Consider the following 20,666-nt stretch of genomic DNA (forward strand, 5'->3'; position numbering starts at 1 on the left):
GGGCACCCCCGCGGGGGCGGCACACTTGAGACGTGCCATCGACGCTGCCCGACGGGGACCCGGTACCAAGAGACGGAGCGCTGCCCGCGAGCGCCCTGGCCGGCCTGGGCACTCGTCCGTTCGGCTTCTACGTGCACGTGCCGTTCTGCGTCACGCGCTGCGGCTACTGCGACTTCAACACCTACACCGCGACCGAGCTGCGCGGCGCCTCACGCGAGTCCTACGCCGACACGGCGATCGCCGAGATCCGCATGGCGCGGCGTGTGCTGGGCGACGCCGACCTGCCGGTGGAGACGGTGTTCGTCGGCGGCGGCACGCCCACGCTGTTGCCGGCGGGCGACCTCGGCCGGGTGCTGGAGGCGATCGGCAAGGAGTTCGGGCTGGCCGCCGGCGCGGAGGTCACCACCGAGTCCAACCCCGAGACGGCCGATCTCGCGTACCTGTCCGAGCTGCGCGAGGCGGGCTTCACCCGCGTGTCGTTCGGGATGCAGAGCGTGCGGGAGCACGTTCTGACCGTGCTCGACCGCACGCACACTCCGGGCCGGCCGCAGCAGTGCGTGGCCTGGGCCCGGGAGGCCGGGTTCGAGCACGTCAACCTGGATCTGATCTACGGCACGCCGGGTGAGGGCGACGCCGACTGGCAGGCCAGCCTCGACGCCGCCGTCGCCGCCGGGCCCGACCACGTCTCCGCGTACGCCCTGATCGTCGAGGAGGGCACCCGCCTGGCCACGCGTGTACGCCGCGGGGAGCTGGCACCGCCCGACGACGACGCGATGGCCGACCGCTACCTCGCCGCCGAGGCCACTCTCGGCGGGCACGGCCTCGGCTGGTACGAGATCTCGAACTGGGCGGCGAGCGAGGAGGCCCGCTGCCGCCACAACCTGCTCTACTGGACCGGCGGCGACTGGTGGGGCGTGGGCCCGGGCGCGCACAGCCACGTCGGCGGCACCCGCTGGTGGAACGTCAAGCACCCGGCCGCGTACGCCGCCCGGCTCGCGGAGGAGACCACTCCCGCGCACGCCCGCGAGGTGCTGGAGGACGCCGACCGCCGCTTCGAGCGGATCATGCTGGAGCTGCGGCTGGCGGACGGCTGCCCGCTCGACCTGTTCGACGACCCGGCCGCGGTGCGCCGCGCGGTCGGCGACGGCCTGCTGGTGCCCGAGGCGTACGAGGCGGGCCGTGCCGTCCTCACCCTGCGCGGGCGGCTCCTGGCCGACGCCGTCGTCCGCGACCTCACCTGATCATCCGCCAGCAGAGCCCCGCCGGGATCCGGTACATCTCACGCCGGCCGGCCTTGACGGCGCCGATGATCAGATACACGAGATGCGCGATGGCGAAGGCGAAGATCGCCGCGATCGCGACGATCGCCAGCGCCGGCAGCCGTGCCATCGCGCCGACGATGGCGACGGCGAACGCGCCGAAGAAGACGGCCAGGTAGCTCAGCGCCAGGTTGAGGGCCTGCGCGCCGTGGAAGCGGACGAACGGCGACTCATCCTTGCGGGCCAGGTACACGATGAGCGGGGCGAGGAAGCCGATGACGAACTGGCCCAGGTACCCCAGGAGCGCCCACGTCGTGTCGTCCGATCCGGTGATCCCCGGCCCGTACGGGGGCGGGGGACCGTATGGCGGCGGAGGCGGCGGCGGGCCGCCGTACCCGCCGTAGCTCGGCGGCGGGCCGTAGTACCCGCCCGGGCCGGGAGGCGGCGGGGGATCGGACGGGGGGTGCCAGCCGCCGTGCGGCGGGCCGCTCTCAGAATCGGCCATGGAGACTCCTCACCGGAAGATCCGCCAGGCGACGAGCGCGGGCAGGCGGTACCACTCGCAGCGGTTCGCGCCGATCGCCGCCCTGGTCGTGAAGAAGCAGTCGGCCGCCAGCGCGAGCAGCACGAGCAGCAGCCAGTCGGGGCCCTTGAAGTAGGCCAGCAGCAGCGAGAGAGACGTGCAGACGAACATCGCCACGAACAGGTTGAGCGCCTGCATGGCGTGGAAACGCGCGAAGTGCGACGTGCGTCCCTTCGCGGCGAGGACGATCGCGGGGGCGACGAAGCCGGACACGAACATCCCGACGTAGGCGGGTACCGCCCAGCGCTCGTCCTCGTCGTCCACCGGGCCGCCGGTCGGCGTCTCCGGGCGGCGACGTTTCTCCGGCGCGGCGTAGGGGTCGTGGGGCGGCGCCGGATGCCCGGGAAGGGCGTACCCCGGCCGCGGGTACTGCTGCGGCCCGTACTGCGGCTGCCCCCCGTACGGTGGCTGCCCGTACGGCTGTCCTCCGTACGGCGGCCCGCCGTGGTGCTGGCCGTAGGTCATCGCGTGCGCCCCCTCCGGCGGGACAGGTCCTGACATGTCCCCTGATGCGGTGTCGCAGTTTATGAGACGCGGGCGCGGCGCGGACGGTTGCGCGGTCAGCCGTCCGCCGGGGGATCGGTGACGAAGTCGATCAGTTCCTCGACCCGGCCGAGGAGTGCCGGCTCCAGGTCCCGGTAGGCGCGCACCCGGCCGAGGATGGTCTGCCAGACCTCGCCCGGCTCGCCCTTCCAGCCGAGCGCCGCGATCACCCCCTCCTTCCAGGGGATGCCGCGCGGGACGTCCGGCCAGGCACGGATGCCGAGCACGGCCGGCTTGACCGCCTGCCAGATGTCGATGAACGGATGACCGGTGACCAGCACGTACGGCGACTGGACCCGCTCGGCGATCCGGGACTCCTTCGAGCCCGCGACCAGGTGGTCCACCAGCACGCCCAGGCGGCGGCCCGGCTCGGGGCCGAACTCCTCGACGATCTCCGGCAGGTGGTCGACGCCCTCGAGGAACTCCACGACCACGCCCTCGACGCGCAGGTCGTGCCCCCAGATCTTCTCCACCAGCTCGGCGTCGTGCTTGCCCTCGACGTAGATGCGGCTCTCCCGCGCCACCCGGGCCCGCAGGTCCCGTACCGCGATGGAGCCGGAGGCCGACAGCGCACGGCCCGGCGCGGCCGTGGGGCGGACGAGTGTCACCGGCCTGCCGTCGATCAGGAACCCGGCCTTGGTGAGCGGGAACACCCGCCGCTTGCCGAATCGGTCCTCCAGCGTCACCGCGTCCTTCGCGCAGGCCACGACCGCGCCGCAGAAGCCGCTGGAGGGATCTTCGGCCACCAGGCCGGGTTCGGCCGCGATCTCGGGGATCTGGCCCTTGCGCGGACGCCGCCAGTCGCCCGCGAGAACGTCATCGCCGTAGTCCTTGCTCCGCACGGGCCGCAACGTACCGGGACCAACCCGGCCGAGCCGGGACCAACACGCCCGCGAACCGGTACGCTTGCGCGCCGGCGTAGATCGCGGACGGCGGAATACCGGTGCGGCGAACGACGTTGCGCCACTGCGTGGCGGTCCCGCAGCGATCCGTGCGCGCCGTCGTTCATCACCGCCGACCCACCGCGACGGTCGCCGATCGCCGTACACTTGGCACTCAAGAACGTTGAGTGCCAAGCCGACCGTGGGAGGTGAGTGCGTGCTCGACGATCGCAAGCTGGCGGTGCTCCGTGCCATCGTTGAGGACTACGTCTCCACCAACGAACCCGTGGGCTCGAAGGCGCTGGCCGATCGCCACAATCTCGGCGTGTCCCCGGCCACGATCCGTAACGACATGGCCCTGCTCGAGGAGCAGGGCTACATCGCCCAGCCGCACACCAGCGCGGGCCGGGTGCCCACCGACAAGGGATACCGGCTCTTCGTCGACCGGCTGTCGACGATCAAGCCGCTGTCCGCGGCGGAGCGGCGCGCCATCGAGACGTTCCTCGCGAACGCCTACGACCTCGACGACGTCGTGACCCGCACCGTGCGGCTGCTGGCGCAGCTGACCCGGCAGGTCGCCGTCGTCCAGTACCCCTCGCTCACGCGCTCGGCGGTACGCCACGTCGAGCTGGTGCCGATCGGCCCGGAGCGGCTGCTGCTGGTCATCATCACCAACACCGGCCGGGTCGAGCAGCGCACCATCGAGATACCCGAGAGCGTCACGGAGGAGTCCATCGCGCACCTGCGCGCGCTCCTCAACGCCCACCTCGACGGCTGCTGGCTGAACGACGTGCCCGGCGTCGTCGCCGAGGTGCCCGACCGGCTGCCGCCCGACGATCGGCCGCTCGCCGCGACCGTCCTGTCGGTGCTGCTCGAGACGCTGGTCGAGAAACACGAAGAAAAGATCGTCATCGCCGGCGCGGCGAACCTCGCCCGCGCCGACTTGTCCCAGAGCCTCCGTGAGGTGCTGGAGGCCTTGGAAGAACAGGTCGTCCTGATGCGGCTGCTCGGCGAGATGGGGGATCCCGCCGGCCTCACCGTACGGATCGGCACCGAGAACCCCCACGAGAGCCTGTTCACGACCTCGGTGGTCGCCAGCGGATACGGCGCCGGCGACCAGGCCGTGGCGCGGCTCGGCGTGCTCGGTCCGACGCGGATGGACTACCCCGGCACGATGGGAGCGGTACGCGCAGTGGCACGGTACGTCGGTCAGATTCTGGCGGGGTCATAAGTGGCGAACGACTACTACGCGACCCTCGGAGTACGCCGCGACGCGGGTGCGGACGAGATCAAGAAGGCCTATCGCAGGCTCGCGCGCGAGCTGCACCCGGACGTCAATCCCGATCCCGAGACCCAGGATCGGTTCAAGGAGATCACCCAGGCGTACGAGGTGCTCTCCGACCCCAAAAAGCGTGAGATGTACGACATGGGCGCTGACCCCTTCGCACCCGGCGGCGGCGCCGCGGGCGGCGGATTCGGGGCGGGCTTCCCGTTCAGTGACATCATGGACGCCTTCTTCGGCACGCAGGCCCAGCGCGGCCCGCGCAGCCGGGCGCGCCGCGGCCGCAACGGCACGATCCGCGTCGAGCTCGACCTGTCCGAGACCGCGTTCGGCACCACGCGCGAGCTGACCGTCGACACCGCGATCGTCTGCACCAACTGCACCGGCGCCGGCACCGCTCCCGGCACCCAGCCGGAGAGCTGCGACATGTGCCACGGCCGTGGCGAGGTGCAGCAGGTCACCCGGTCCTTCCTCGGCCAGGTCATGACCTCCCGCGCCTGCCCGCAGTGCGGCGGCTACGGCAGCGTGATCCGCACCCCGTGCCCCGAGTGCTCCGGCGACGGCCGGGTCCGCACCCGCCGCACGATCAAGGTCCGCATCCCGGCCGGCGTGGAGAACGGCACGCACATCCAGCTCGCCGGCGAGGGCGAGGTCGGCCCGGGCGGCGGCCCGGCCGGCGACCTGTTCCTGGAGATCGTCGAGCGGCCGCACGCGATCTACGAGCGGCAGGGCGACGACCTGCACTGCACCGTCCAGGTGCCGATGACCGCCGCCGCGCTCGGCACGTCGCTGACCGTGGAGACCCTCGACGGACCGGAGGAGATCGACATCCGGCCCGGCACCCAGTCCGGCCAGCAGATCCCGATGTACGGGCGGGGCGTCAAGCACCTCAACGAGAACGGCCGCGGCGACCTGATGATCCACGTGAACATCGAGACGCCCACCAAGCTCGACGAGGAGCAGGAGGAGCTCCTGCGCCGCCTGGCCGTGCTGCGCGGCGAGGAGCGGCCCCCCGGCAAGTTTTCACCGGGCCAGCAGGGCTTCTTCTCCCGCCTGCGCGACGCCTTCAACGGCCGCTGAGACCTACGACCCAGGCCCCGGCTCCCTCGCGAGGGAGCCGGGGCCTGGGGACGTTCGTCGAGTCAGCCCATCGCCGCTCGCGGACTGATCACCAAGTCCGCCCTTCGACGGCCTTCAGGGTCTCGTCGTCCATGTAGTCCTCGATGTCCTGGTTGCCGATCGACAGGTTGGCCACCATGCTCCCGACCTGGTCGGGATCCAGCCGGAAGGCGCACCCGATGCGGCCCTCCAGGGGCACGGCCAGGACCCGGTGGCCGGGGTCGCGCATGGTGTCCCCGTCCGCGATCAACAAGACCTCACCCCATTCGCGCAGCACCGCCATCACCTGCTCCGGAGCGGCGCCCTCGAACACCGGGTCGTCCACCACGTCGATGTAGTCCCCGAAATCGTCGATGGGGCCCCCGCCACCCGGCCGGTACACCGTCTCGAGGAGCGTTTCCCAGGCGGCGTCGTCGCTGAAGTCGGTGCGAACGATCAGGTCTGTATCTCCCTGGGTGAGCAGGGGCAGCGCCTGGGCCGGACGCGTGTAGCGCGGGACGGGGTCCAGCCTCTCCAGGTAGGCGCCCACGGGGTCGGGCAGGCCCGCCTCCCACTCATCAAGGTCCTCGCCCTCCTCGGGCTCCCACTCTGCGGCGATGGGCGACCACTCCTCGAAGTACTCCAAGGTGATGTCCAAGTCAAGGTGCAGTACCAGGTAGGCCAGGGCGGCCTGGAGGGGCGTGATCCGGAAGAGGACCACGTCTCCGTCACCGTCACCGTCACCGCGGAACGCCCGCAAAGGGCGCAGGTGCGGAGTGGCCGCGGTCCGTTCGGTGGCCATCAGGACCAGGTCGGGGACCCACGTCCCGTCCCCGCCCAGGGCCTCGCGCACCTCCTCGGGAGCGGCGCCCCGCCAGGCGAGATCGTCCACCACCACCAGACGCCGGGGAATGATCTCCTCCTCGGTGGGAGCGAGACCACCGTCGCCCGGGCGCGGGGTGACCAGGCCGGGCAGTTCGCCCATGCGGTGGAGCACGTCGCGCCAGGCGTCGTCGTCATGGTCGGTGCGGATCAGCAGCATGCCGGGCACTCGGGTGCCCTCATCGGCCGGGGGCAGGGGCAGGGCGGGACGCATCAGCGGGTACCTCGCGGTTGGTGGCGGACAGGCCATCCGTTTCTATCGGTCCCGGCTGACAAAGTCGCTCCGCCCTGCTGCCCGCCGAGGTCCCGCCCTCAGAGCCGTTGCCTCGTTGCGGTCCTCGACACGATCAAGGCCGCGGGTGCTCCCGATCCCGCTCACGCCTACGATCGGGGCCATGAGCCCACCCCTCTTCCTCAGCGATCCCTCCCGTCTCGAGTCCGACCGGATCGTCCTCGAGGGGCCCGAGGGACGCCACGCCGCGGCCGTACGCCGGCTGCGGCCGGGGGAGCGGGTCGACCTCGGTGACGGAGAGGGCCGGCTCGTCGAGTGCGTCGTCACCTCGGCCGAACGCGACCGCCTTCACCTGGAGGCCCGCACACGCCGTCACGTGTCCCGCCCGGACCCCCGGATCGTGGTGATCCAGGCCCTGCCGAAGGGCGACCGGGGCGAGCTGGCGGTCGAGACGATGACCGAGGTCGGCGTGGACGTGATCGTCCCCTGGGCGGCGGCGCGCTGCGTGACCCAGTGGCGTCCCGAGCGCCGGGCCAAGGCCCTCGCGCGCTGGCGCGGCACCGCGCGGGAGGCCGCGAAGCAGGCCCGCCGCGCCTGGCTGCCGGAGGTCACCGACCTGGCCACCACCGCCGACGCGGTGTCGCGGATCGCGGACGCGCCGCTTGCGGTGGTGCTGCACGAGGAGGCCGAACGCCCGCTGAGCGGCCTGCCGGTGCCGGACTCCGGGGACCTCGTCGTGGTCGTCGGCCCGGAGGGCGGCCTGACCGACGAGGAGGTCGCGGCGTTCGCGGCGGCCGGCGGCGTGCCGACCCTGCTCGGCCCGACGGTGCTGCGCACGTCCACGGCGGGCGTGGCCGCCGCCTCGGTGCTGCTGAGCCGTACGGGCCGCTGGTAGCCGCTGGACGCCCGCGGTCCCGGGCGGCATCGCGGATGCCGCCCCGGGACCGCCGGTGCGTCAGGGCGACTGGTTCGGGGCCGTCGTGGGCGCCGAGTCCGACGTCGGCTGGTCGCTCGACGGGGCGCTCGGCGGGGACGACTCCGTCGGCGGGGTCGTGCCGCCCGTGCTCGGCGGCGTCGTGTCGCCGCCGCCGGGGGGCGCCTGGCACGTGACGCGCGTGGACGGGCCCGTGCCGGCGGAGCCGCCGGCCGTCGGCGTGGCCGTGGGCGTGACCGTGGTCTCGCCGGGCGGGCACGTGCCGTTGACCACGTGCTTGCCGGAGTCGGACGGGTGGATCGACGTCGGGCTGGGAGAGGAGCTCGGATAGGGGGTCGAGGGGCCTCCGGGAGGCTCCTGCCCCTGGGAGTGGCCGTTGGTGGCCGCGGAGTTCCCCTTGTCGTTGCCGGAATCCGGGCTGAAGTGGCCGGTCTGGACGAAGTTGGCCAGACCGGGTGTGACGGATAGTGCGACGACGCACACGGCGACGGCGGCGGCGACGGCCGCCAGCGGGCGCAACCAGGGAGAGGCGAACGAGAAGACGACGAAACGCCGCTCGTGCCGCTGGTTGATCTTGGCGCGAATGCGCTCCAGCCCCTCCGCAGAGGGCGTGACCGCTTCCGCTTCCGCGTGCAGGGCACGGCGAAGACGGTCGCCGTGCTCGTCGTCGAAGGGTTGGGTCATTACTGCTGCTCCAGGACGCTGCGTAGCGCGGCCATACCGCGCGCGGTGTGGCTCTTGACGGCCCCCCGGCTGATGCCCATGGTCTGGGCGATCTCCGCCTCGGACAGATCTCCGTAGTAACGGAGCACCAGTGCTTCGCGCTGCCGATTCGGCAGCGCGCCGAGTGCTTTCACGACCGCGGAGCGCTCGAGCTCCACGATCGCCCCGTTCTCCGCGCTCGGCGCGTCGGGAAGCCCCTTGGGAGCGTACTTCTCCACGACGGCACGGTGCCGCAACACTGACCGTGACCGGTTGACCACGGACTGCCGCAGATACGACAGAGCCTTGTCGGGCTCGCGCAACCGCCGCCATGCGCCGTGCATGGCCACGAACGCGTCCTGAACCACCTCTTCCGCCGTCGCGACGTCGCGTACGAGCAGTGTCGCGAGGCGCACCAGCGAGCGGTAGTGGGCACTGTAGAGAGCGGTGACCGCCTGGTCAGCGTCCCAGGCGACCGCCACGGCTCCCGCCGTGCTCCTGGCTACGAGGGTTTCGGTCACATCAGTTTGACGCGCACCCTCACTGTGAGGTTTACGAAGAGGCATACCTCGTCTCGCCTTTATCCCGCCCATCAGTGCCGGCATGTGCCTTCTTGGTTGGATGACACACCGGATCCGCAAGTTCCCGCGAACGCGGCCCGAGGGCACGGATCAAGACGATCTGGTGGGGCTGGAGGCCCGTGCGCGCCGGGGGTTCGCGACAGCAACCCTAACCAGAGGAAGGCGGTTCTTGGCCATAGCGACGCTCCGTACTCGTAACGATTCGTAGACGAGTCCGGTACGGGCCGGCGGGCGCCCGGCGAGGGGCGCCCGGGCGCGGCTCCGGCGACGCGATCCTGTCCGTGGACCGCGATAACATGCGCAGACCCGTGGGGCGTGAGGAGGGTTACGTGACAGAACAGGACTGCTTGTTCTGCAAGATCGTGTCCGGTGACGTGCCGGCGACCGTGGTCCGGGACACCGACCGCACCCTGGCATTCCGCGACATCAACCCGCAGGCGCCCACGCACGTGCTGGTGGTGCCCAAGGAGCACCACCCGACCGCGGCCGAGCTCGCCTCCTCCGACGCCGGCCTGCTCGCCGACGTCGTACGCGAGACGCACGAGGTCGCGGTGGCCGAGGGCGTCGCCGAGTCCGGCTACCGCGTGGTCTTCAACACCGGCCCTGGAGCGGGCCAGACCGTCTTCCACGTGCACGCCCACGTGCTCGGCGGACGCGGCCTCAACTGGCCGCCCGGGTGACTTCCCGCTGGTGAGCGACCCGAAAATGGTTGGCCCCGTGCCGGTACCATGAGAACGACGCAGCCGGGGACCGAACGCAATCGGAAGGCAGGGACGAAAAGGCCGCAAGGCCGGGCCTATGGCCGATTCAACTCACACCGCTGAAGCCACACCGGACAGCGCGCGCACGCAAGTCAAGATCGTGATTCCGGACGACCTCTCGATGGTCGCCCTGCTGGGCTCGCGCGACGAGCTTCTCGACGTCGTCGAGAAGACGTTCGCCAGCGACGTCCACGTGCGGGGCAACGAAATCACGATCACCGGCCCCGCCGAGGAGACCGAGCTCGTCGCCAAGCTCTTCGAAGAGCTGCTCGACCTGCTGAAAACCGGCACGCCGATCACTCCCGACGCGATCGAACGCAGCGTGGCGATGCTCCGCGCCGAGACCGACGAACGTCCCGCCGAGGTGCTCACCCTCGACATCCTCTCCGCGCGCGGGCGCACGATCCGGCCGAAGACGCTCAACCAGAAGCACTACGTCGACGCGATCGACAAGCACACGATCGTGTTCGCGATCGGCCCGGCGGGCACGGGCAAGACCTACCTCGCGATGGCCAAGGCCGTGAAGGCCCTCCAGGCCAAGGAGGTCAACCGGATCATCCTGACCCGCCCGGCCGTCGAGGCGGGCGAGCGCCTGGGCTTCCTGCCCGGCACGCTGTACGAGAAGATCGACCCGTACCTGCGCCCGCTGTACGACGCGCTGCACGACATGATCGACCCGGACTCGATCCCCCGCCTCATGGCCGCCGGCACCATCGAAGTGGCCCCTTTGGCCTATATGCGCGGTAGGACCCTTAATGACTCCTTCATCATTCTCGACGAGGCGCAGAACACCTCGCCGGAGCAGATGAAGATGTTCCTGACCCGGCTCGGGTTCGGGTCCAAGGTCGTGGTGACCGGTGACGTCACCCAGGTCGACCTGCCGTCGGGGCAGGACAGCGGGCTCCGGGTCGTGCAGGCGATCCTGGACGGCATCGACGACATCAGCTTCCGTACCCTGACGAGTAAGGACGTGGTCCGCCACAAGCTGGTGGGCCAGATCGTCGACGCGTACAGCCGCCACGACATGCGGAGCCGGCCCCGTGAGGGCGCCCAGGACGGCCGCGGCCCACGCAAGCGGGGGCGATGACCATGAGCACGAGTGAACCCGACCGAGCGAGCGAGCAGTGAGCGAGCAGTGAGCATCGAGGTACTCAACGAGTCCGGTGAGGACGTCGACGAGACGACGTTGTCGGCGCTGGCGACGCATGTGCTCGACCGTATGGACGTCCACCCGCTCGCCGAGTTGTCCATCGTCCTCGTGGACGAGGCAGCGATGACCGAGCTGCACGAGAAGTGGATGGGCGAGCCCGGTCCGACCGACGTGCTGGCCTTTCCGATGGACGAGCTGCGCCCGGGTCACGTGTCCGGCGGCACCGAGGACGCGCCGGCCGATCCGGCGCTGCTCGGTGACGTCGTGCTCTGCCCGGTGATCGCGGCTCAGCAGGGTCGCAAGGCGGGCCACGGCACGGAGGCGGAGCTGCACCTGCTGTGCACGCACGGCATCCTCCACCTGCTCGGCTACGACCATGCCGAGCCCGAGGAACACAAGGAGATGTTCGGCCTGCAAGCGGAGCTTCTCGCCTCCTGGCGTGAAGCTCGCGCGCAGGCCCCCTCATGACGACGCCGATGATCTGGCTGGTGATCCTCGCCGCCGCCCTGGTGACGGTGGCGGGCCTGTTCGCCAGCGCTGAGACGGCCCTGGCCCGGATCTCGCGGGTCCGGGTCGAGGAGCTGGTTCGCGAAGACGGCCACAACGCCCGCATGCTGGCGCAGGTCGTCGCGGACTCCCCGCGTTACCTGAACCTCATCCTGCTGTTGCGCGTCAGCTGCGAGCTGGCCGCGACCGTGATCGTCACCGTCGTGTGCACGCACTGGCTCGGCCACAACTGGCGGGCGTACGCCACGGCCGCCGCGGTGATGATCGTGGTCAGCTACATCGCCGTCGGGGTCAGCCCGCGCACGCTCGGCCGTCAGCACGTCGACCGGGTGGCGCTCCTGGGCGCCGCGGTGATCCATCCGCTGGCGCGGGTGCTGGGGCCGCTGCCGAAGCTGCTCATCCTGCTCGGCAACGCCCTGACGCCCGGCAAGGGCTTCCGCGAGGGCCCGTTCACCTCCGAGGCGGAGCTGCGGGACCTGGTCGACCTGGCCGAGCAGCGGCGCCTCATCCAGCCGGACGAGCGAGAGATGATCCACTCGGTGTTCGAGCTGGGTGACACGCTCGTCCGCGAGGTGATGGTGCCGCGCACCGACATGGTCTTCATCGAGCGTGACAAGACGCTGCGGCAGGCGCTGTCGCTCGCGCTGCGCAGCGGTTTCTCCCGCATCCCGGTGGTGGGGGAGAACGAGGACGACGTGGTCGGCATCGCGTACCTGAAGGACATCGTGCGCCGCAGCCACGAATACCACGACGGCGAGTCGGTGGAGCGGGTCGAGTCGATCATGCGTCCGGCGACGTACGTGCCGGACAGCAAGCCGATCGACGAGCTGCTGCGGGAGATGCAGGCCCGGCAGACGCACTGCGCCGTGGTGATCGACGAGTACGGCGGAACGGCGGGGCTGGTCACCATCGAGGACATCCTCGAGGAGATCGTCGGCGAGATCACCGACGAGTACGACCAGGAGAGCGCGCCCGTCGAGCAGCTGGCCGACGGGCGGGCGCGGATCACCTCCCGGCTGCCGGTCGAGGACCTGGCCGACCTGTACCACGTGGAGATCGACGTGGACGAGGTCGAGACCGTCGGGGGGCTGCTGGCCCACGCCCTCGGCCGCGTCCCGATCGCCGGCTCCCAGGCGACGGTCGCCGGCCTGCGGCTGACCGTGGAGAACCTCGCCGGCCGCCGCAACAAGATCGGCACCATCCTGGTCGAGCGCGTACCGCCCGAAGACGAGGAGGAGCGGCCGGCCGAGGACCGCGAGAACGCCGAGGCCTGACCTCCCGCGGCCCTACTAGGCGTCCACGGCCCCCGTCATGAAGTCCGCGATGAGTTCGGCCGGGTTGGCGGCCTCGGTGAGGGCGAACATCTCGTCGGGTTCGAACATGTCGTAGAGGATCACCGGCAGCGGTCGTCCCAGGGTCCGGACGATCAGGCCCTCGGCGTGGAGCCCCCGGGCCAGGTCGACGCACAACTCGTGGAACAGCGCGTCGAGCCGTTCGCCGCGTTCGGACCGCTCCTGTTCGGACAGCTCGTCGGTCTCCTCGTACCACAGGCCCTGCTCGGCGGCCTCCGCCCGGTGGAGCGCGGAGCCGCGAGCGTCGCGGTCGGGGTCGTGGCCCGCGATGTGGACGCCCTCCAGCCCGGTCGGCGGGAAGTAGGCGTAGCTCCAGCGGATCTCCCACGGGTCCGGCGGGTTCGGCGGCGCCATTAGCCGGGCGACCTCGGTCTCGGTGTTGTAGCCGATGGCCACGTACGGGAACCGGGGGTCCTGGTCGACGCTGTCGATCCGGAACGTGACGGTGTAGATGTCCGGTGCCGACTCCACCGGGAACTTCTCGAGGGCGCGCGTGACGGCGTCCTCCATGTGCTGCCGGAACGTCATTTCGATCTCTCCCTGGTGGCCGTACGAACATTCTCGCGGTCGCCCTCGGCGGATCCCGCCGCGTCCGCGGGCACGTACGCTGGCGGGCGTGAGCGAGCTCGATGCCGAAGACCTGAAGATCATTACCCTCGCACGTTCGACGCGTGCCCGTGCCGGTGCGGCCGAGGGCGCCGCCGTACGGGACGAGACCGGGCGGACGTACGCGGCCGGGCCGGTCGACCTGCCGTCCCTCAAGCTGACCGCGCTGCAGGTCGCCGTGGCCATGGCGGTCTCCAGCGGTGCGGAGGACCTGGAAGCCGCGGCCGTCGTCACCGAGGACGAGGCGCCCGACATCGCGGCCGTTCGTGACCTCGGGCCCAAGGCTCCGGTGCTGGTGGCCGCGCCGGACGGCTCCGTACGCACCGTGCTGAGGGGCTGACCGGCGCCATGCGGTCCGGCGGCGACCGCGAGTACGCCACAATCGACAGTGTGACCTCGCCCCAGACCGGCACCCGATTCAAGTCGGGGTTCGCCTGCTTCATCGGTCGCCCCAACGTGGGCAAGTCCACGCTCATGAACGCTCTCGTCGGCAGCAAGGTGGCGATCACCAGCAGCAAGCCGCAGACGACGCGGCGGACGATCCGGGGCATCGTGCACCGGCCGGACGCGCAGCTCGTCATCGTCGACACGCCCGGCCTGCACAAGCCGCGAACACTGCTGGGCGAGCGGCTCGACAGCCTGGTGCGCTCCACATTGAGCGAGGTCGACGTGATCGGCTTCTGCGTGCCGGCGAACGAGCAGGTCGGTCCGGGCGACCGGTTCATCGCCGCCGAGCTGGCCCAGGTGAAGCGCACGCCGGTCGTGGCGATGGTGACCAAGACCGATCTGGCGAGCCGCCAGCAGGTCGCCGAGCAGCTGCTCAAGGTGTCGCGGCTGGGGGAGTGGGCCGACGTCGTGCCGTGCTCGGCCGAGTCGGGCTTCCAGCTCGACGTCGTCGGTGACGTGCTGGTCAGCCGGCTGCCGGAGGGCATGCCGCTCTACCCCGAGGGCGAGCTGACCGACGAGCCCGAGCAGGTGCTGGTGGCCGAGCTGATCCGCGAGGCCGCCCTGGAGGGCGTACGCGACGAGCTGCCGCACTCGATCGCGGTGGTCGTGGAGGAGATGGCGCCGCGCGAGGGCCGCGACGACCTGGTCGACGTGCACGCCTGGCTGTACGTCGAGCGGCCCAGCCAGAAGGGGATCGTCATCGGCCCGAAGGGCGCGCGGCTGAAGGACGTCGGCACGCGCGCCCGGCGGCAGATCGAGGCGCTGCTCGGCTCCAAGGTCTACCTCGACCTGCGGATCAAGGTCGCCAAGGACTGGCAGCGCGATCCCAAGCAGCTGCGCCGTCTCGGGTTCGACTGACCTGTCTGGGCGCTATCTCGCCTTGGACGTCGCGAAGGCGACGCCGCTCAGGCAGAGCACCGCGACGGCCATGATCAGTGAGATGTAGATGCCGGCCAGCAGGGAGACGTCCATGTTGGCCCGGAGAACGGCCGGCAGGCCCTTTCCGGCCTCCGAGTCGTAGTTGGCCTTGTCGCCGAAGACCTTGAGGATCACCACGATGGCGATCACCGCGGGCACGTCGGCGAGCAGCCCGAGCCTGCCGTTGTTCGCCATCGCCACGATGCCGAAGACGATCACGACCAGCGCGCAGAGCATGACGATCTTGCCCTCGGTGGAGCTGATGCCGCTCAGGCTGCGGCTGAAGGCGTGGCTCAGTGGAGTATCGTCCGGCGATCCGAGCTGGAGTTTCACCGAGATCCACGGCAGCAGCGTGCCGATGGCCATGAGCGCGCCCGCGATGGCGATGCCGATGCCGAGCGGCGAGCCCGTGCGGCGGGGCGTGGTGGGCTGCCAGGAAGGCGGCCCGAAGCCCGGTTGCGGAGGGCCCGGCGGCGGTCCGTATGGTGGGGGATAGCCTTGCTGCGGGGCTCCCCACTGCGGCTGATCACTGCCGCCGGGGGGTTCGTACGGCTGGTTCATGAGACGCAGCGTAGGAGTTCGGCCTGGGCCTGGACAGCCGTTCGGGATCATGGCGGGCCGGGGACCTGTTCCGGCCACCTATCCTTCGGGAGGGCGGAATCGGCGAACGGTTCCGGCCCGGCGGACGGATACGGCAGGATCGATGCCAGTGGGCGCCTTGCCGGAAAGCAGACCGGAAAGAGAAGGAGACCCTCCGTGTTGCTGATCTTCGGCCTCTCGGTGTTCTTCCGGACCGTCGGCCAGGGTGACTTTCACTGCCCCAACTGCGGAGGCGACCGGCACTACCGGCAGCGGGTCGCCCGCCGCTGGTTCACGCTCTTCTTCCTCCCGGTCATCCCGCTGAACCACGTCGGGGAGGTCGTCGAGTGCGGCACCTGCCGCAGCCGTTTCAACCTCGACGTGCTGCGGCTGCCCACCGCGCAGCAGATGGCGGCGGCCCTGCCGATGGCGATGCGTGCCGCGGCGGGCGCGGTGCTGGTGGCGGGGGACCCGGCCGACCCGGCCGCGCGGGTCCGTGCCGTCGAGGCGGTCCGCGGGTACGGCATGGCCGACTTCGACGACGAGGCGCTGACCGCCGCCCTGGAGGAGGGGCCGGACGGCACCGACGAGGTGATCGTCCAGGCGGGCGCCCAGCTCGCCACCGAGGCGCGCGAATGGTTCCTCGCCCAGGTCGTCCGCGTCGCCCTCGCCGACGGCGCGATCGGCGCGGGTGAGCGCCAGGCGCTGCACACGGTCGCGGGCCGGCTCGGCATGACGCCCGCGCACGCCGTCGGCGTGATCACCACGACCGAGGGGGCGGCGCGCGAGTGAGCGCCACGACGTCGTGGCCGGCCGTACGCGGAGGCGGCCATGGGTGAGCGGACCGCGCTGGTACGCCGTCCGAGCCCGCGCCTCGGAGACGGCATCGTGACGCACATCGAGCGCAGGCCGGTCGACGCGGCGCTCGCCGCGCGCCAGCACGAGACGTACGTCGCGGCGCTGGAGTCCGCGGGCTGGCGGGTGCGCTGGCTGCCGCCGGCCGACGACCTGCCCGACGGGGTGTTCGTCGAGGACACGGTGGTCGTCTGTGACGACCTGGCCGTGCTCGGCCGGCCCCGGGTGCCCGAACGCGTGGAGGAGATCCCCTCGATGGAGGGCACGGTCGCCGAGCTGGGCCTGGAGATCACCCGGATCGACGAGGGCTTCCTCGACGGCGGTGATGTGCTGCAGGTCGGCAACACCGTGTACGCCGGGCGTTCGGCCCGGACGAACGAGGACGCCATCTGCCAGCTGACCCGGCAGGTGGCCACCCGCGGGCGCCGCCTGGTGCCGGTGGCGCTGAACGACTGCCTGCACCTGAAGACCGCGATGACGGCACTGCCGGACGGATCGCTCATCGGCGTCCCGGAGCTGGTCGACACCTCGGCCCTGCCGTACCTCCGTGTGGCCCAGGAGCCGGCCGGCGCACACGTCGTGGTGCTGGGGGAGAAGCAGGTGCTGGTGGGCGCCTCCGCGCCGCGTACGGCCGACCAGCTCACCGCCGAGGGCTACGACGTGACGGTGGTCGACATCGGCGAGTTCGAGAAGCTCGAGGGCTGCGTGACCTGCCTGAGCGTCCTGGTCCCCTAGAAAACGCGGTGCGTCGAGTGGCCGGGCTGAGTATCGTGCCTGCCATGTCGAGCCCAGAGGCGGACAAGGTGGGGGCTTTCGGTCACCCGTCAGCCCCCTGACCCCTGAACCCCCTTGACCGGTCCCGCCCCGCCGCACGCCGGCGGCGGACGGGTACGGCCGGGGCGCTGACCGCGGTGACGAGACGTCTTCCCCGATCTCTCCTCACCCCGGAGTCCCCCCATGCCTCTGGCTCTTTATCTGCTGGCCGTGGCGGTCTTCGCCATGGGCACGTCGGAATTCATGCTCGCCGGCCTGCTGCCGGACATCGGCGCCGACCTCGGCGTCCCGGTCGCCACGGCCGGCCTGCTCACCTCGGCGTTCGCGATCGGGATGGTCGTCGGCGCCCCGCTCATGGCCGCACTCGCGCGCCGGTGGCCGCGACGGTCCGGCCTGCTGGGCCTGCTCGGCCTCTTCCTGGCCGCGCACGTCCTCGGCGCCCTCACCGGCAGCTTCCCGGTGCTCCTCGCCACCCGGGTCGTCGCGGCGCTCGCCAACGCCGGGTTCCTGGCGGTGGCGCTCACCACGGGCGCCGAACTGGTCCCGCCCGGCCGCAAGGGCCGGGCCCTGGCCGTCCTGCTGGCCGGCACCACGCTCGCCACCGTCGCCGGGGTCCCCGGCGGCGCCCTGCTGGGGACGCTGCTCGACTGGCGCGCCGCGTTCTGGGCGGTCACGCTGCTGTGCGTGCCCGCGGCGATCGGCATCGTGCGCGGCGTCCCCGCCGGCCCGGAGCGATCGCACGAGCCGGACGGGCCGGGCCTGCGCCGGGAACTCGCCGAGCTACGGCGTCCGCGACTGGCCCTGGCCCTGCTGCTGGGCGCGCTGCTCAACGCCGCGACGTTCGGCACCTTCACCTTCCTCGCCCCGATCGTCACCGAGGCCGCCGCGCTGGCCCCGCTGTGGATCCCCGTCGTGCTGGTGCTGTTCGGCCTGGGGTCCTTCGCGGGCGTCACGGTCGCCGGACGGTTCTCCGACCGGCGGCCCGCCGCCGTCGTCGTGGCCGGCGGGCCGCTGCTGCTCGGCGGCTGGGTCGTCCTCGGGCTCACCGCGTCGCACCCGGTGGCCGTGCTGATCCTGGCCTTCACCCAGGGCGCGCTCTCCTTCGGGCTCGGCAGCACGCTGATCGCGCGGGCGCTGTACGAGGCGGCGGGAGCACCGACCATGGCGGGCTCCTACGCCACCGCCGCGCTCAACGTCGGGGCCACCGTCGGCCCGGTGATCGCCGCGGCCACGCTGAACACCTCGCTGGCCGAACGGGGGCCGGTCTGGATCAGCGGCGGCCTGGTCGCGGCCGTGCTCCTGCTCGCGCTGCCCTTCCGCCGCGCCCTGGCGCACCACGACGCGCAGCCGACCATCGGGGCCACATCCGTCTCAGCTGATGGGACCGGATTGTGATGACCCGGGAGTCGTCTGTTAGCTTGGTCGGCGTGCTGCGTGAGCTGCTCCTCCTTAGCGGCCGCGACGGGGGCCTGTAAAAGGTCGGCTCCCTCGTCGCGGAGCTTCGGCGTGAACGCCGGCCGCAGGCACTTCTCCCGGGAGCATCCTTCAAAATGCATCGTCAACAGCCCAGTCCCATGCCTTTCGGCCGCTACACGCCCTTTCCCACGGTCGATCTGCCGGACCGCACCTGGCCGAGCAAGACGATCACCAAGGCGCCGCGCTGGCTGTCCACCGACCTGCGCGACGGCAACCAGGCGCTGATCGACCCGATGAGCTCCGCGCGCAAGCTGGCCATGTTCGAGCTGCTCGTACGCATGGGCTACAAGGAGATCGAGGTCGGTTTCCCGGCGGCCAGCCAGACCGACTTCGACTTCGTCCGCCAGCTCATCGAAGAGGGCCGCGTACCCGACGACGTACAGATCTCCGTCCTCACCCAGGCCCGTGAGGAGCTGATCGAGCGGACCGTCCAGTCGCTGGCCGGGGCGCCGCGCGCGACCGTCCACCTGTACAACGCGACCGCGCCGCTGTTCCGCCGCGTGGTGTTCGGCATCGACCGGGCCGAGTGCAAGGCCCTGGCGGTGGAGGGCACCCAGCACGTCATGAAGTTCGCCGAGCAGTACCTCGGCGACTGCGACTTCGGCTACCAGTACAGCCCGGAGATCTTCATCGACACCGAGCTGGACTTCGCGCTGGAGGTCTGCGAGGCGGTCATGGACGTCTGGCAGCCGGGGCCCGACCGCGAGATCGTGCTCAACCTGCCGTCGACGATCGAGCGCTCCACCCCCAACGTCTACGCCGACCAGATCGAGTGGATGAGCCGCAACCTGTCCCGGCGTGAGCACGTCGCGCTCTCGGTGCACCCGCACAACGACCGCGGCACCGCCGTCGCGTCGGCCGAGCTCGCGATGATGGCCGGCGCCGACCGGGTCGAGGGCTGCCTGTTCGGCAACGGCGAGCGCACCGGCAACGTCTGCCTCGTCACGCTGGGCATGAACCTCTTCTCCCAGGGCGTCGACCCGGAGATCGACTTCTCCGACATCGACGGCATTCGCCGCACCGTGGAGTACTGCAACCAGATCCCGGTGCACGAGCGTCACCCGTACGCCGGCGACCTGGTCTACACGTCCTTCTCGGGCTCGCACCAGGACGCGATCAAGAAGGGCTTCGACGCCCTGGAGCGCGACGCCGCGCAGGCGGGCGTGCCGGTCGGCGAATACCGCTGGGCGCTGCCGTACCTGCCGATCGATCCGAAGGACGTCGGCCGCTCGTACGAGGCCGTGATCCGGGTGAACAGCCAGTCCGGCAAGGGCGGCGTCGCGTACATCATGAAGACCGAGCACTCGCTCGACCTGCCGCGCAAGCTGCAGATCGAGTTCTCCCGGGTCGTGCAGGAGCACACCGACGGGGAGGGCGGCGAGGTCACGCCCGAGCAGATGTGGTCGATCTTCGAGGCGGAGTTCCTGACGAACGGGCCGAAGGTCGGGCTCCTCGCACACCGCGCGGTGTCGCGGGTCGACGAGAAGGACATGCTCAACGTCGACGTCCGCGTCGACGGGGAGATCCGCGAGATCGAGGGCATCGGCAACGGCCCGATCTCGGCGTTCGTGAACGCCCTGGCCACCATCGGCGTCCAGGCCCGGGTGCTGGACTACGCCGAGCACGCGCTGTCGGAGGGCAGCGACGCGAGGGCCGCGGCGTACGTCGAGTGCCAGGTCGGCGACCAGGTGCTGTGGGGGATCGGCATCGACGCCAACACCGTCACCGCCTCGCTGAAGGCCGTCCTGTCGGCGGTCAACCGCGCCATGCGCTGACCCTGAGCGACCGAGCCGCCGTGGTCCGCCTCCATCGGGGAGGCGGACCACGGCGGTTCTCTTTCGCGCGCCGTGACCGGCGACATTTCGACGGGCGGCGAGGGCGCCGCGGGGATCAGCATCAAAGGCGGCGGTGTGTTCACCGTCGGCGGGCCGCTGATCCTTCTCGTGGGCGACCCCGCCACGGCGTCGGCGGCGACGGCGGCCTGGTCCTGATCGGCGGCGCGGCGGGCGGGGATCAGCTGCCGTGGGTCATGACGTGGTCCACGAGCTCGCGCAGGGGGCCGTGGAGGTCGGCCTCGCCGACCTGGGCGGAACGGTCGCCTATCTGGATGTCATAGACGTACCGGTCGGGCTGGGGGCGGTGTCGCGGGACCTCGTCCAGGGAGACGCTGTCGATGAGTCCGGCCACCGCCGGATGGTCCGCCGAGTCGACCTCGGCGCGGCGGACCAGTCCGGCGAACCCACCACTGCGGGTGACGGCCACTC

24 protein-coding genes are annotated in these 20,666 nt (G+C 71.3%); 15 read left to right on the forward strand and 9 right to left on the reverse strand.

All coding sequences use genetic code 11. The annotated features are described in order from the left end of the window. Nucleotides 1–32: 32 nt before the first annotated feature. Nucleotides 33–1,241 carry a radical SAM family heme chaperone HemW gene (hemW, locus tag ACQEV1_RS17340; protein ID WP_433394709.1) on the forward strand — a complete coding sequence of 403 codons (1,209 nt, stop codon included), beginning with the start codon at nucleotides 33–35 and terminating at the stop codon, nucleotides 1,239–1,241. On the opposite strand, the gene ACQEV1_RS17345 is transcribed toward hemW, so the two are convergent. The 3 genes from ACQEV1_RS17345 to ACQEV1_RS17355 are packed head-to-tail and all read right to left on the reverse strand — an operon-like array spanning nucleotide 1,234 to nucleotide 3,227. Then, nucleotides 1,234–1,764: a DUF4870 domain-containing protein gene (locus tag ACQEV1_RS17345; RefSeq protein WP_433394710.1), complete on the reverse strand. Its 531-nt coding sequence runs from the start codon at nucleotides 1,762–1,764 to the stop codon at nucleotides 1,234–1,236. The genes hemW and ACQEV1_RS17345 overlap by 8 nt on opposite strands. Nucleotides 1,765–1,773: 9 nt before the next feature. Further along, on the reverse strand, nucleotides 1,774–2,343 hold the full coding sequence (locus tag ACQEV1_RS17350; RefSeq protein ID WP_285617397.1) for a DUF4870 domain-containing protein: 570 nt from the start codon (nucleotides 2,341–2,343) through the stop codon (nucleotides 1,774–1,776). 59 nt (nucleotides 2,344–2,402) lie between these two features. Next, the gene (locus tag ACQEV1_RS17355; RefSeq protein ID WP_285617395.1) at nucleotides 2,403–3,227 is read right to left on the reverse strand and encodes a DUF3097 domain-containing protein; all 825 of its coding nucleotides are present in this window, start codon (nucleotides 3,225–3,227) and stop codon (nucleotides 2,403–2,405) included. A 256-nt stretch (nucleotides 3,228–3,483) separates the two neighbouring features. Between ACQEV1_RS17355 and hrcA the strand changes: the two genes are divergently transcribed. Together hrcA and dnaJ are read left to right on the forward strand one after the other, a co-directional pair. Next, the gene (hrcA, locus tag ACQEV1_RS17360) at nucleotides 3,484–4,497 is read left to right on the forward strand and encodes a heat-inducible transcriptional repressor HrcA (RefSeq protein ID WP_285580665.1); all 1,014 of its coding nucleotides are present in this window, start codon (nucleotides 3,484–3,486) and stop codon (nucleotides 4,495–4,497) included. Next, nucleotides 4,498–5,628 carry a molecular chaperone DnaJ gene (dnaJ, locus tag ACQEV1_RS17365; protein WP_285617393.1) on the forward strand — a complete coding sequence of 377 codons (1,131 nt, stop codon included), beginning with the start codon at nucleotides 4,498–4,500 and terminating at the stop codon, nucleotides 5,626–5,628. 88 nt (nucleotides 5,629–5,716) lie between these two features. Here dnaJ and ACQEV1_RS17370 read toward each other — a convergent pair whose 3' ends face one another. After that, the gene (locus ACQEV1_RS17370) at nucleotides 5,717–6,742 is read right to left on the reverse strand and encodes a DUF6924 domain-containing protein (RefSeq protein WP_433394711.1); all 1,026 of its coding nucleotides are present in this window, start codon (nucleotides 6,740–6,742) and stop codon (nucleotides 5,717–5,719) included. A gap of 181 nt (nucleotides 6,743–6,923) precedes the next feature. Here ACQEV1_RS17370 and ACQEV1_RS17375 point away from each other — a divergent pair, with 181 nt between their 5' ends. Beyond that, nucleotides 6,924–7,655 (forward strand): 16S rRNA (uracil(1498)-N(3))-methyltransferase, encoded by a 732-nt coding sequence (locus ACQEV1_RS17375; protein ID WP_433394712.1) that lies wholly within the window; start codon nucleotides 6,924–6,926, stop codon nucleotides 7,653–7,655. 60 nt (nucleotides 7,656–7,715) lie between these two features. Here ACQEV1_RS17375 and ACQEV1_RS17380 read toward each other — a convergent pair whose 3' ends face one another. Together ACQEV1_RS17380 and ACQEV1_RS17385 are read right to left on the reverse strand one after the other, a co-directional pair. Beyond that, complete coding sequence (locus tag ACQEV1_RS17380) at nucleotides 7,716–8,378, reverse strand: hypothetical protein (protein WP_433394713.1); 663 nt, start codon at nucleotides 8,376–8,378, stop codon at nucleotides 7,716–7,718. After that, complete coding sequence (locus tag ACQEV1_RS17385) at nucleotides 8,378–8,962, reverse strand: SigE family RNA polymerase sigma factor (RefSeq protein ID WP_432705544.1); 585 nt, start codon at nucleotides 8,960–8,962, stop codon at nucleotides 8,378–8,380. The genes ACQEV1_RS17380 and ACQEV1_RS17385 overlap by 1 nt, the downstream gene beginning before the upstream one ends. Nucleotides 8,963–9,306: 344 nt before the next feature. Between ACQEV1_RS17385 and ACQEV1_RS17390 the strand changes: the two genes are divergently transcribed. The 4 genes from ACQEV1_RS17390 (at nucleotide 9,307) to ACQEV1_RS17405 (ending at nucleotide 12,669) form a co-directional block, all read left to right on the forward strand. Then, nucleotides 9,307–9,657 carry a histidine triad nucleotide-binding protein gene (locus tag ACQEV1_RS17390; protein WP_285580659.1) on the forward strand — a complete coding sequence of 117 codons (351 nt, stop codon included), beginning with the start codon at nucleotides 9,307–9,309 and terminating at the stop codon, nucleotides 9,655–9,657. A gap of 118 nt (nucleotides 9,658–9,775) precedes the next feature. Next, the gene (locus ACQEV1_RS17395; RefSeq protein WP_433394714.1) at nucleotides 9,776–10,825 is read left to right on the forward strand and encodes a PhoH family protein; all 1,050 of its coding nucleotides are present in this window, start codon (nucleotides 9,776–9,778) and stop codon (nucleotides 10,823–10,825) included. Between the two features lie 48 nt (nucleotides 10,826–10,873). Then, nucleotides 10,874–11,356, forward strand: coding sequence for an rRNA maturation RNase YbeY (gene ybeY / locus ACQEV1_RS17400; RefSeq protein WP_285580656.1), 483 nt, complete (start codon nucleotides 10,874–10,876; stop codon nucleotides 11,354–11,356). Then, nucleotides 11,353–12,669 carry a hemolysin family protein gene (locus ACQEV1_RS17405; RefSeq protein WP_285580654.1) on the forward strand — a complete coding sequence of 439 codons (1,317 nt, stop codon included), beginning with the start codon at nucleotides 11,353–11,355 and terminating at the stop codon, nucleotides 12,667–12,669. The genes ybeY and ACQEV1_RS17405 overlap by 4 nt, the downstream gene beginning before the upstream one ends. 15 nt (nucleotides 12,670–12,684) lie before the next feature. Here ACQEV1_RS17405 and ACQEV1_RS17410 read toward each other — a convergent pair whose 3' ends face one another. Continuing rightward, nucleotides 12,685–13,275: a hypothetical protein gene (locus tag ACQEV1_RS17410; protein WP_433394715.1), complete on the reverse strand. Its 591-nt coding sequence runs from the start codon at nucleotides 13,273–13,275 to the stop codon at nucleotides 12,685–12,687. A gap of 88 nt (nucleotides 13,276–13,363) precedes the next feature. Between ACQEV1_RS17410 and ACQEV1_RS17415 the strand changes: the two genes are divergently transcribed. Beyond that, a complete protein-coding gene (locus ACQEV1_RS17415; RefSeq protein WP_285617379.1) occupies nucleotides 13,364–13,693 on the forward strand; it encodes a cytidine deaminase in 330 nt (109 codons plus the stop codon). Nucleotides 13,694–13,743: 50 nt separating this feature from the next. Beyond that, nucleotides 13,744–14,658 carry a GTPase Era gene (era, locus tag ACQEV1_RS17420; RefSeq protein WP_285617378.1) on the forward strand — a complete coding sequence of 305 codons (915 nt, stop codon included), beginning with the start codon at nucleotides 13,744–13,746 and terminating at the stop codon, nucleotides 14,656–14,658. Nucleotides 14,659–14,670: 12 nt separating this feature from the next. Here era and ACQEV1_RS17425 read toward each other — a convergent pair whose 3' ends face one another. Beyond that, nucleotides 14,671–15,279 (reverse strand): hypothetical protein, encoded by a 609-nt coding sequence (locus ACQEV1_RS17425; protein ID WP_433394716.1) that lies wholly within the window; start codon nucleotides 15,277–15,279, stop codon nucleotides 14,671–14,673. A 195-nt stretch (nucleotides 15,280–15,474) separates the two neighbouring features. Between ACQEV1_RS17425 and ACQEV1_RS17430 the strand changes: the two genes are divergently transcribed. From ACQEV1_RS17430 to ACQEV1_RS17450, 5 genes are all read left to right on the forward strand, one after another. Continuing rightward, nucleotides 15,475–16,089, forward strand: a complete 615-nt coding sequence (locus tag ACQEV1_RS17430) for a zinc-ribbon domain-containing protein (protein WP_433394717.1) — start codon at nucleotides 15,475–15,477, stop codon at nucleotides 16,087–16,089. Between the two features lie 39 nt (nucleotides 16,090–16,128). Next, nucleotides 16,129–16,887: a dimethylargininase gene (gene ddaH, locus ACQEV1_RS17435; RefSeq protein WP_285617374.1), complete on the forward strand. Its 759-nt coding sequence runs from the start codon at nucleotides 16,129–16,131 to the stop codon at nucleotides 16,885–16,887. A gap of 222 nt (nucleotides 16,888–17,109) precedes the next feature. Continuing rightward, nucleotides 17,110–18,321 carry a Cmx/CmrA family chloramphenicol efflux MFS transporter gene (locus tag ACQEV1_RS17440; RefSeq protein WP_433394718.1) on the forward strand — a complete coding sequence of 404 codons (1,212 nt, stop codon included), beginning with the start codon at nucleotides 17,110–17,112 and terminating at the stop codon, nucleotides 18,319–18,321. Between the two features lie 179 nt (nucleotides 18,322–18,500). After that, nucleotides 18,501–20,177, forward strand: coding sequence for a 2-isopropylmalate synthase (gene leuA, locus ACQEV1_RS17445; RefSeq protein ID WP_285617371.1), 1,677 nt, complete (start codon nucleotides 18,501–18,503; stop codon nucleotides 20,175–20,177). A gap of 72 nt (nucleotides 20,178–20,249) precedes the next feature. Then, nucleotides 20,250–20,393, forward strand: a complete 144-nt coding sequence (locus ACQEV1_RS17450) for a hypothetical protein (RefSeq protein WP_433394719.1) — start codon at nucleotides 20,250–20,252, stop codon at nucleotides 20,391–20,393. Between the two features lie 22 nt (nucleotides 20,394–20,415). Here the strand turns inward: ACQEV1_RS17450 and ACQEV1_RS17455 are convergent, their stop codons facing one another. Further along, the gene (locus ACQEV1_RS17455) at nucleotides 20,416–20,664 is read right to left on the reverse strand and encodes a protealysin inhibitor emfourin (RefSeq protein WP_285580641.1); all 249 of its coding nucleotides are present in this window, start codon (nucleotides 20,662–20,664) and stop codon (nucleotides 20,416–20,418) included. Nucleotides 20,665–20,666 lie beyond the last annotated feature (2 nt).

Source organism: Actinoallomurus sp. CA-142502, assembly GCF_050936355.1.
In the GTDB taxonomy this organism is placed as follows: domain Bacteria; phylum Actinomycetota; class Actinomycetes; order Streptosporangiales; family Streptosporangiaceae; genus Actinoallomurus; species Actinoallomurus iriomotensis.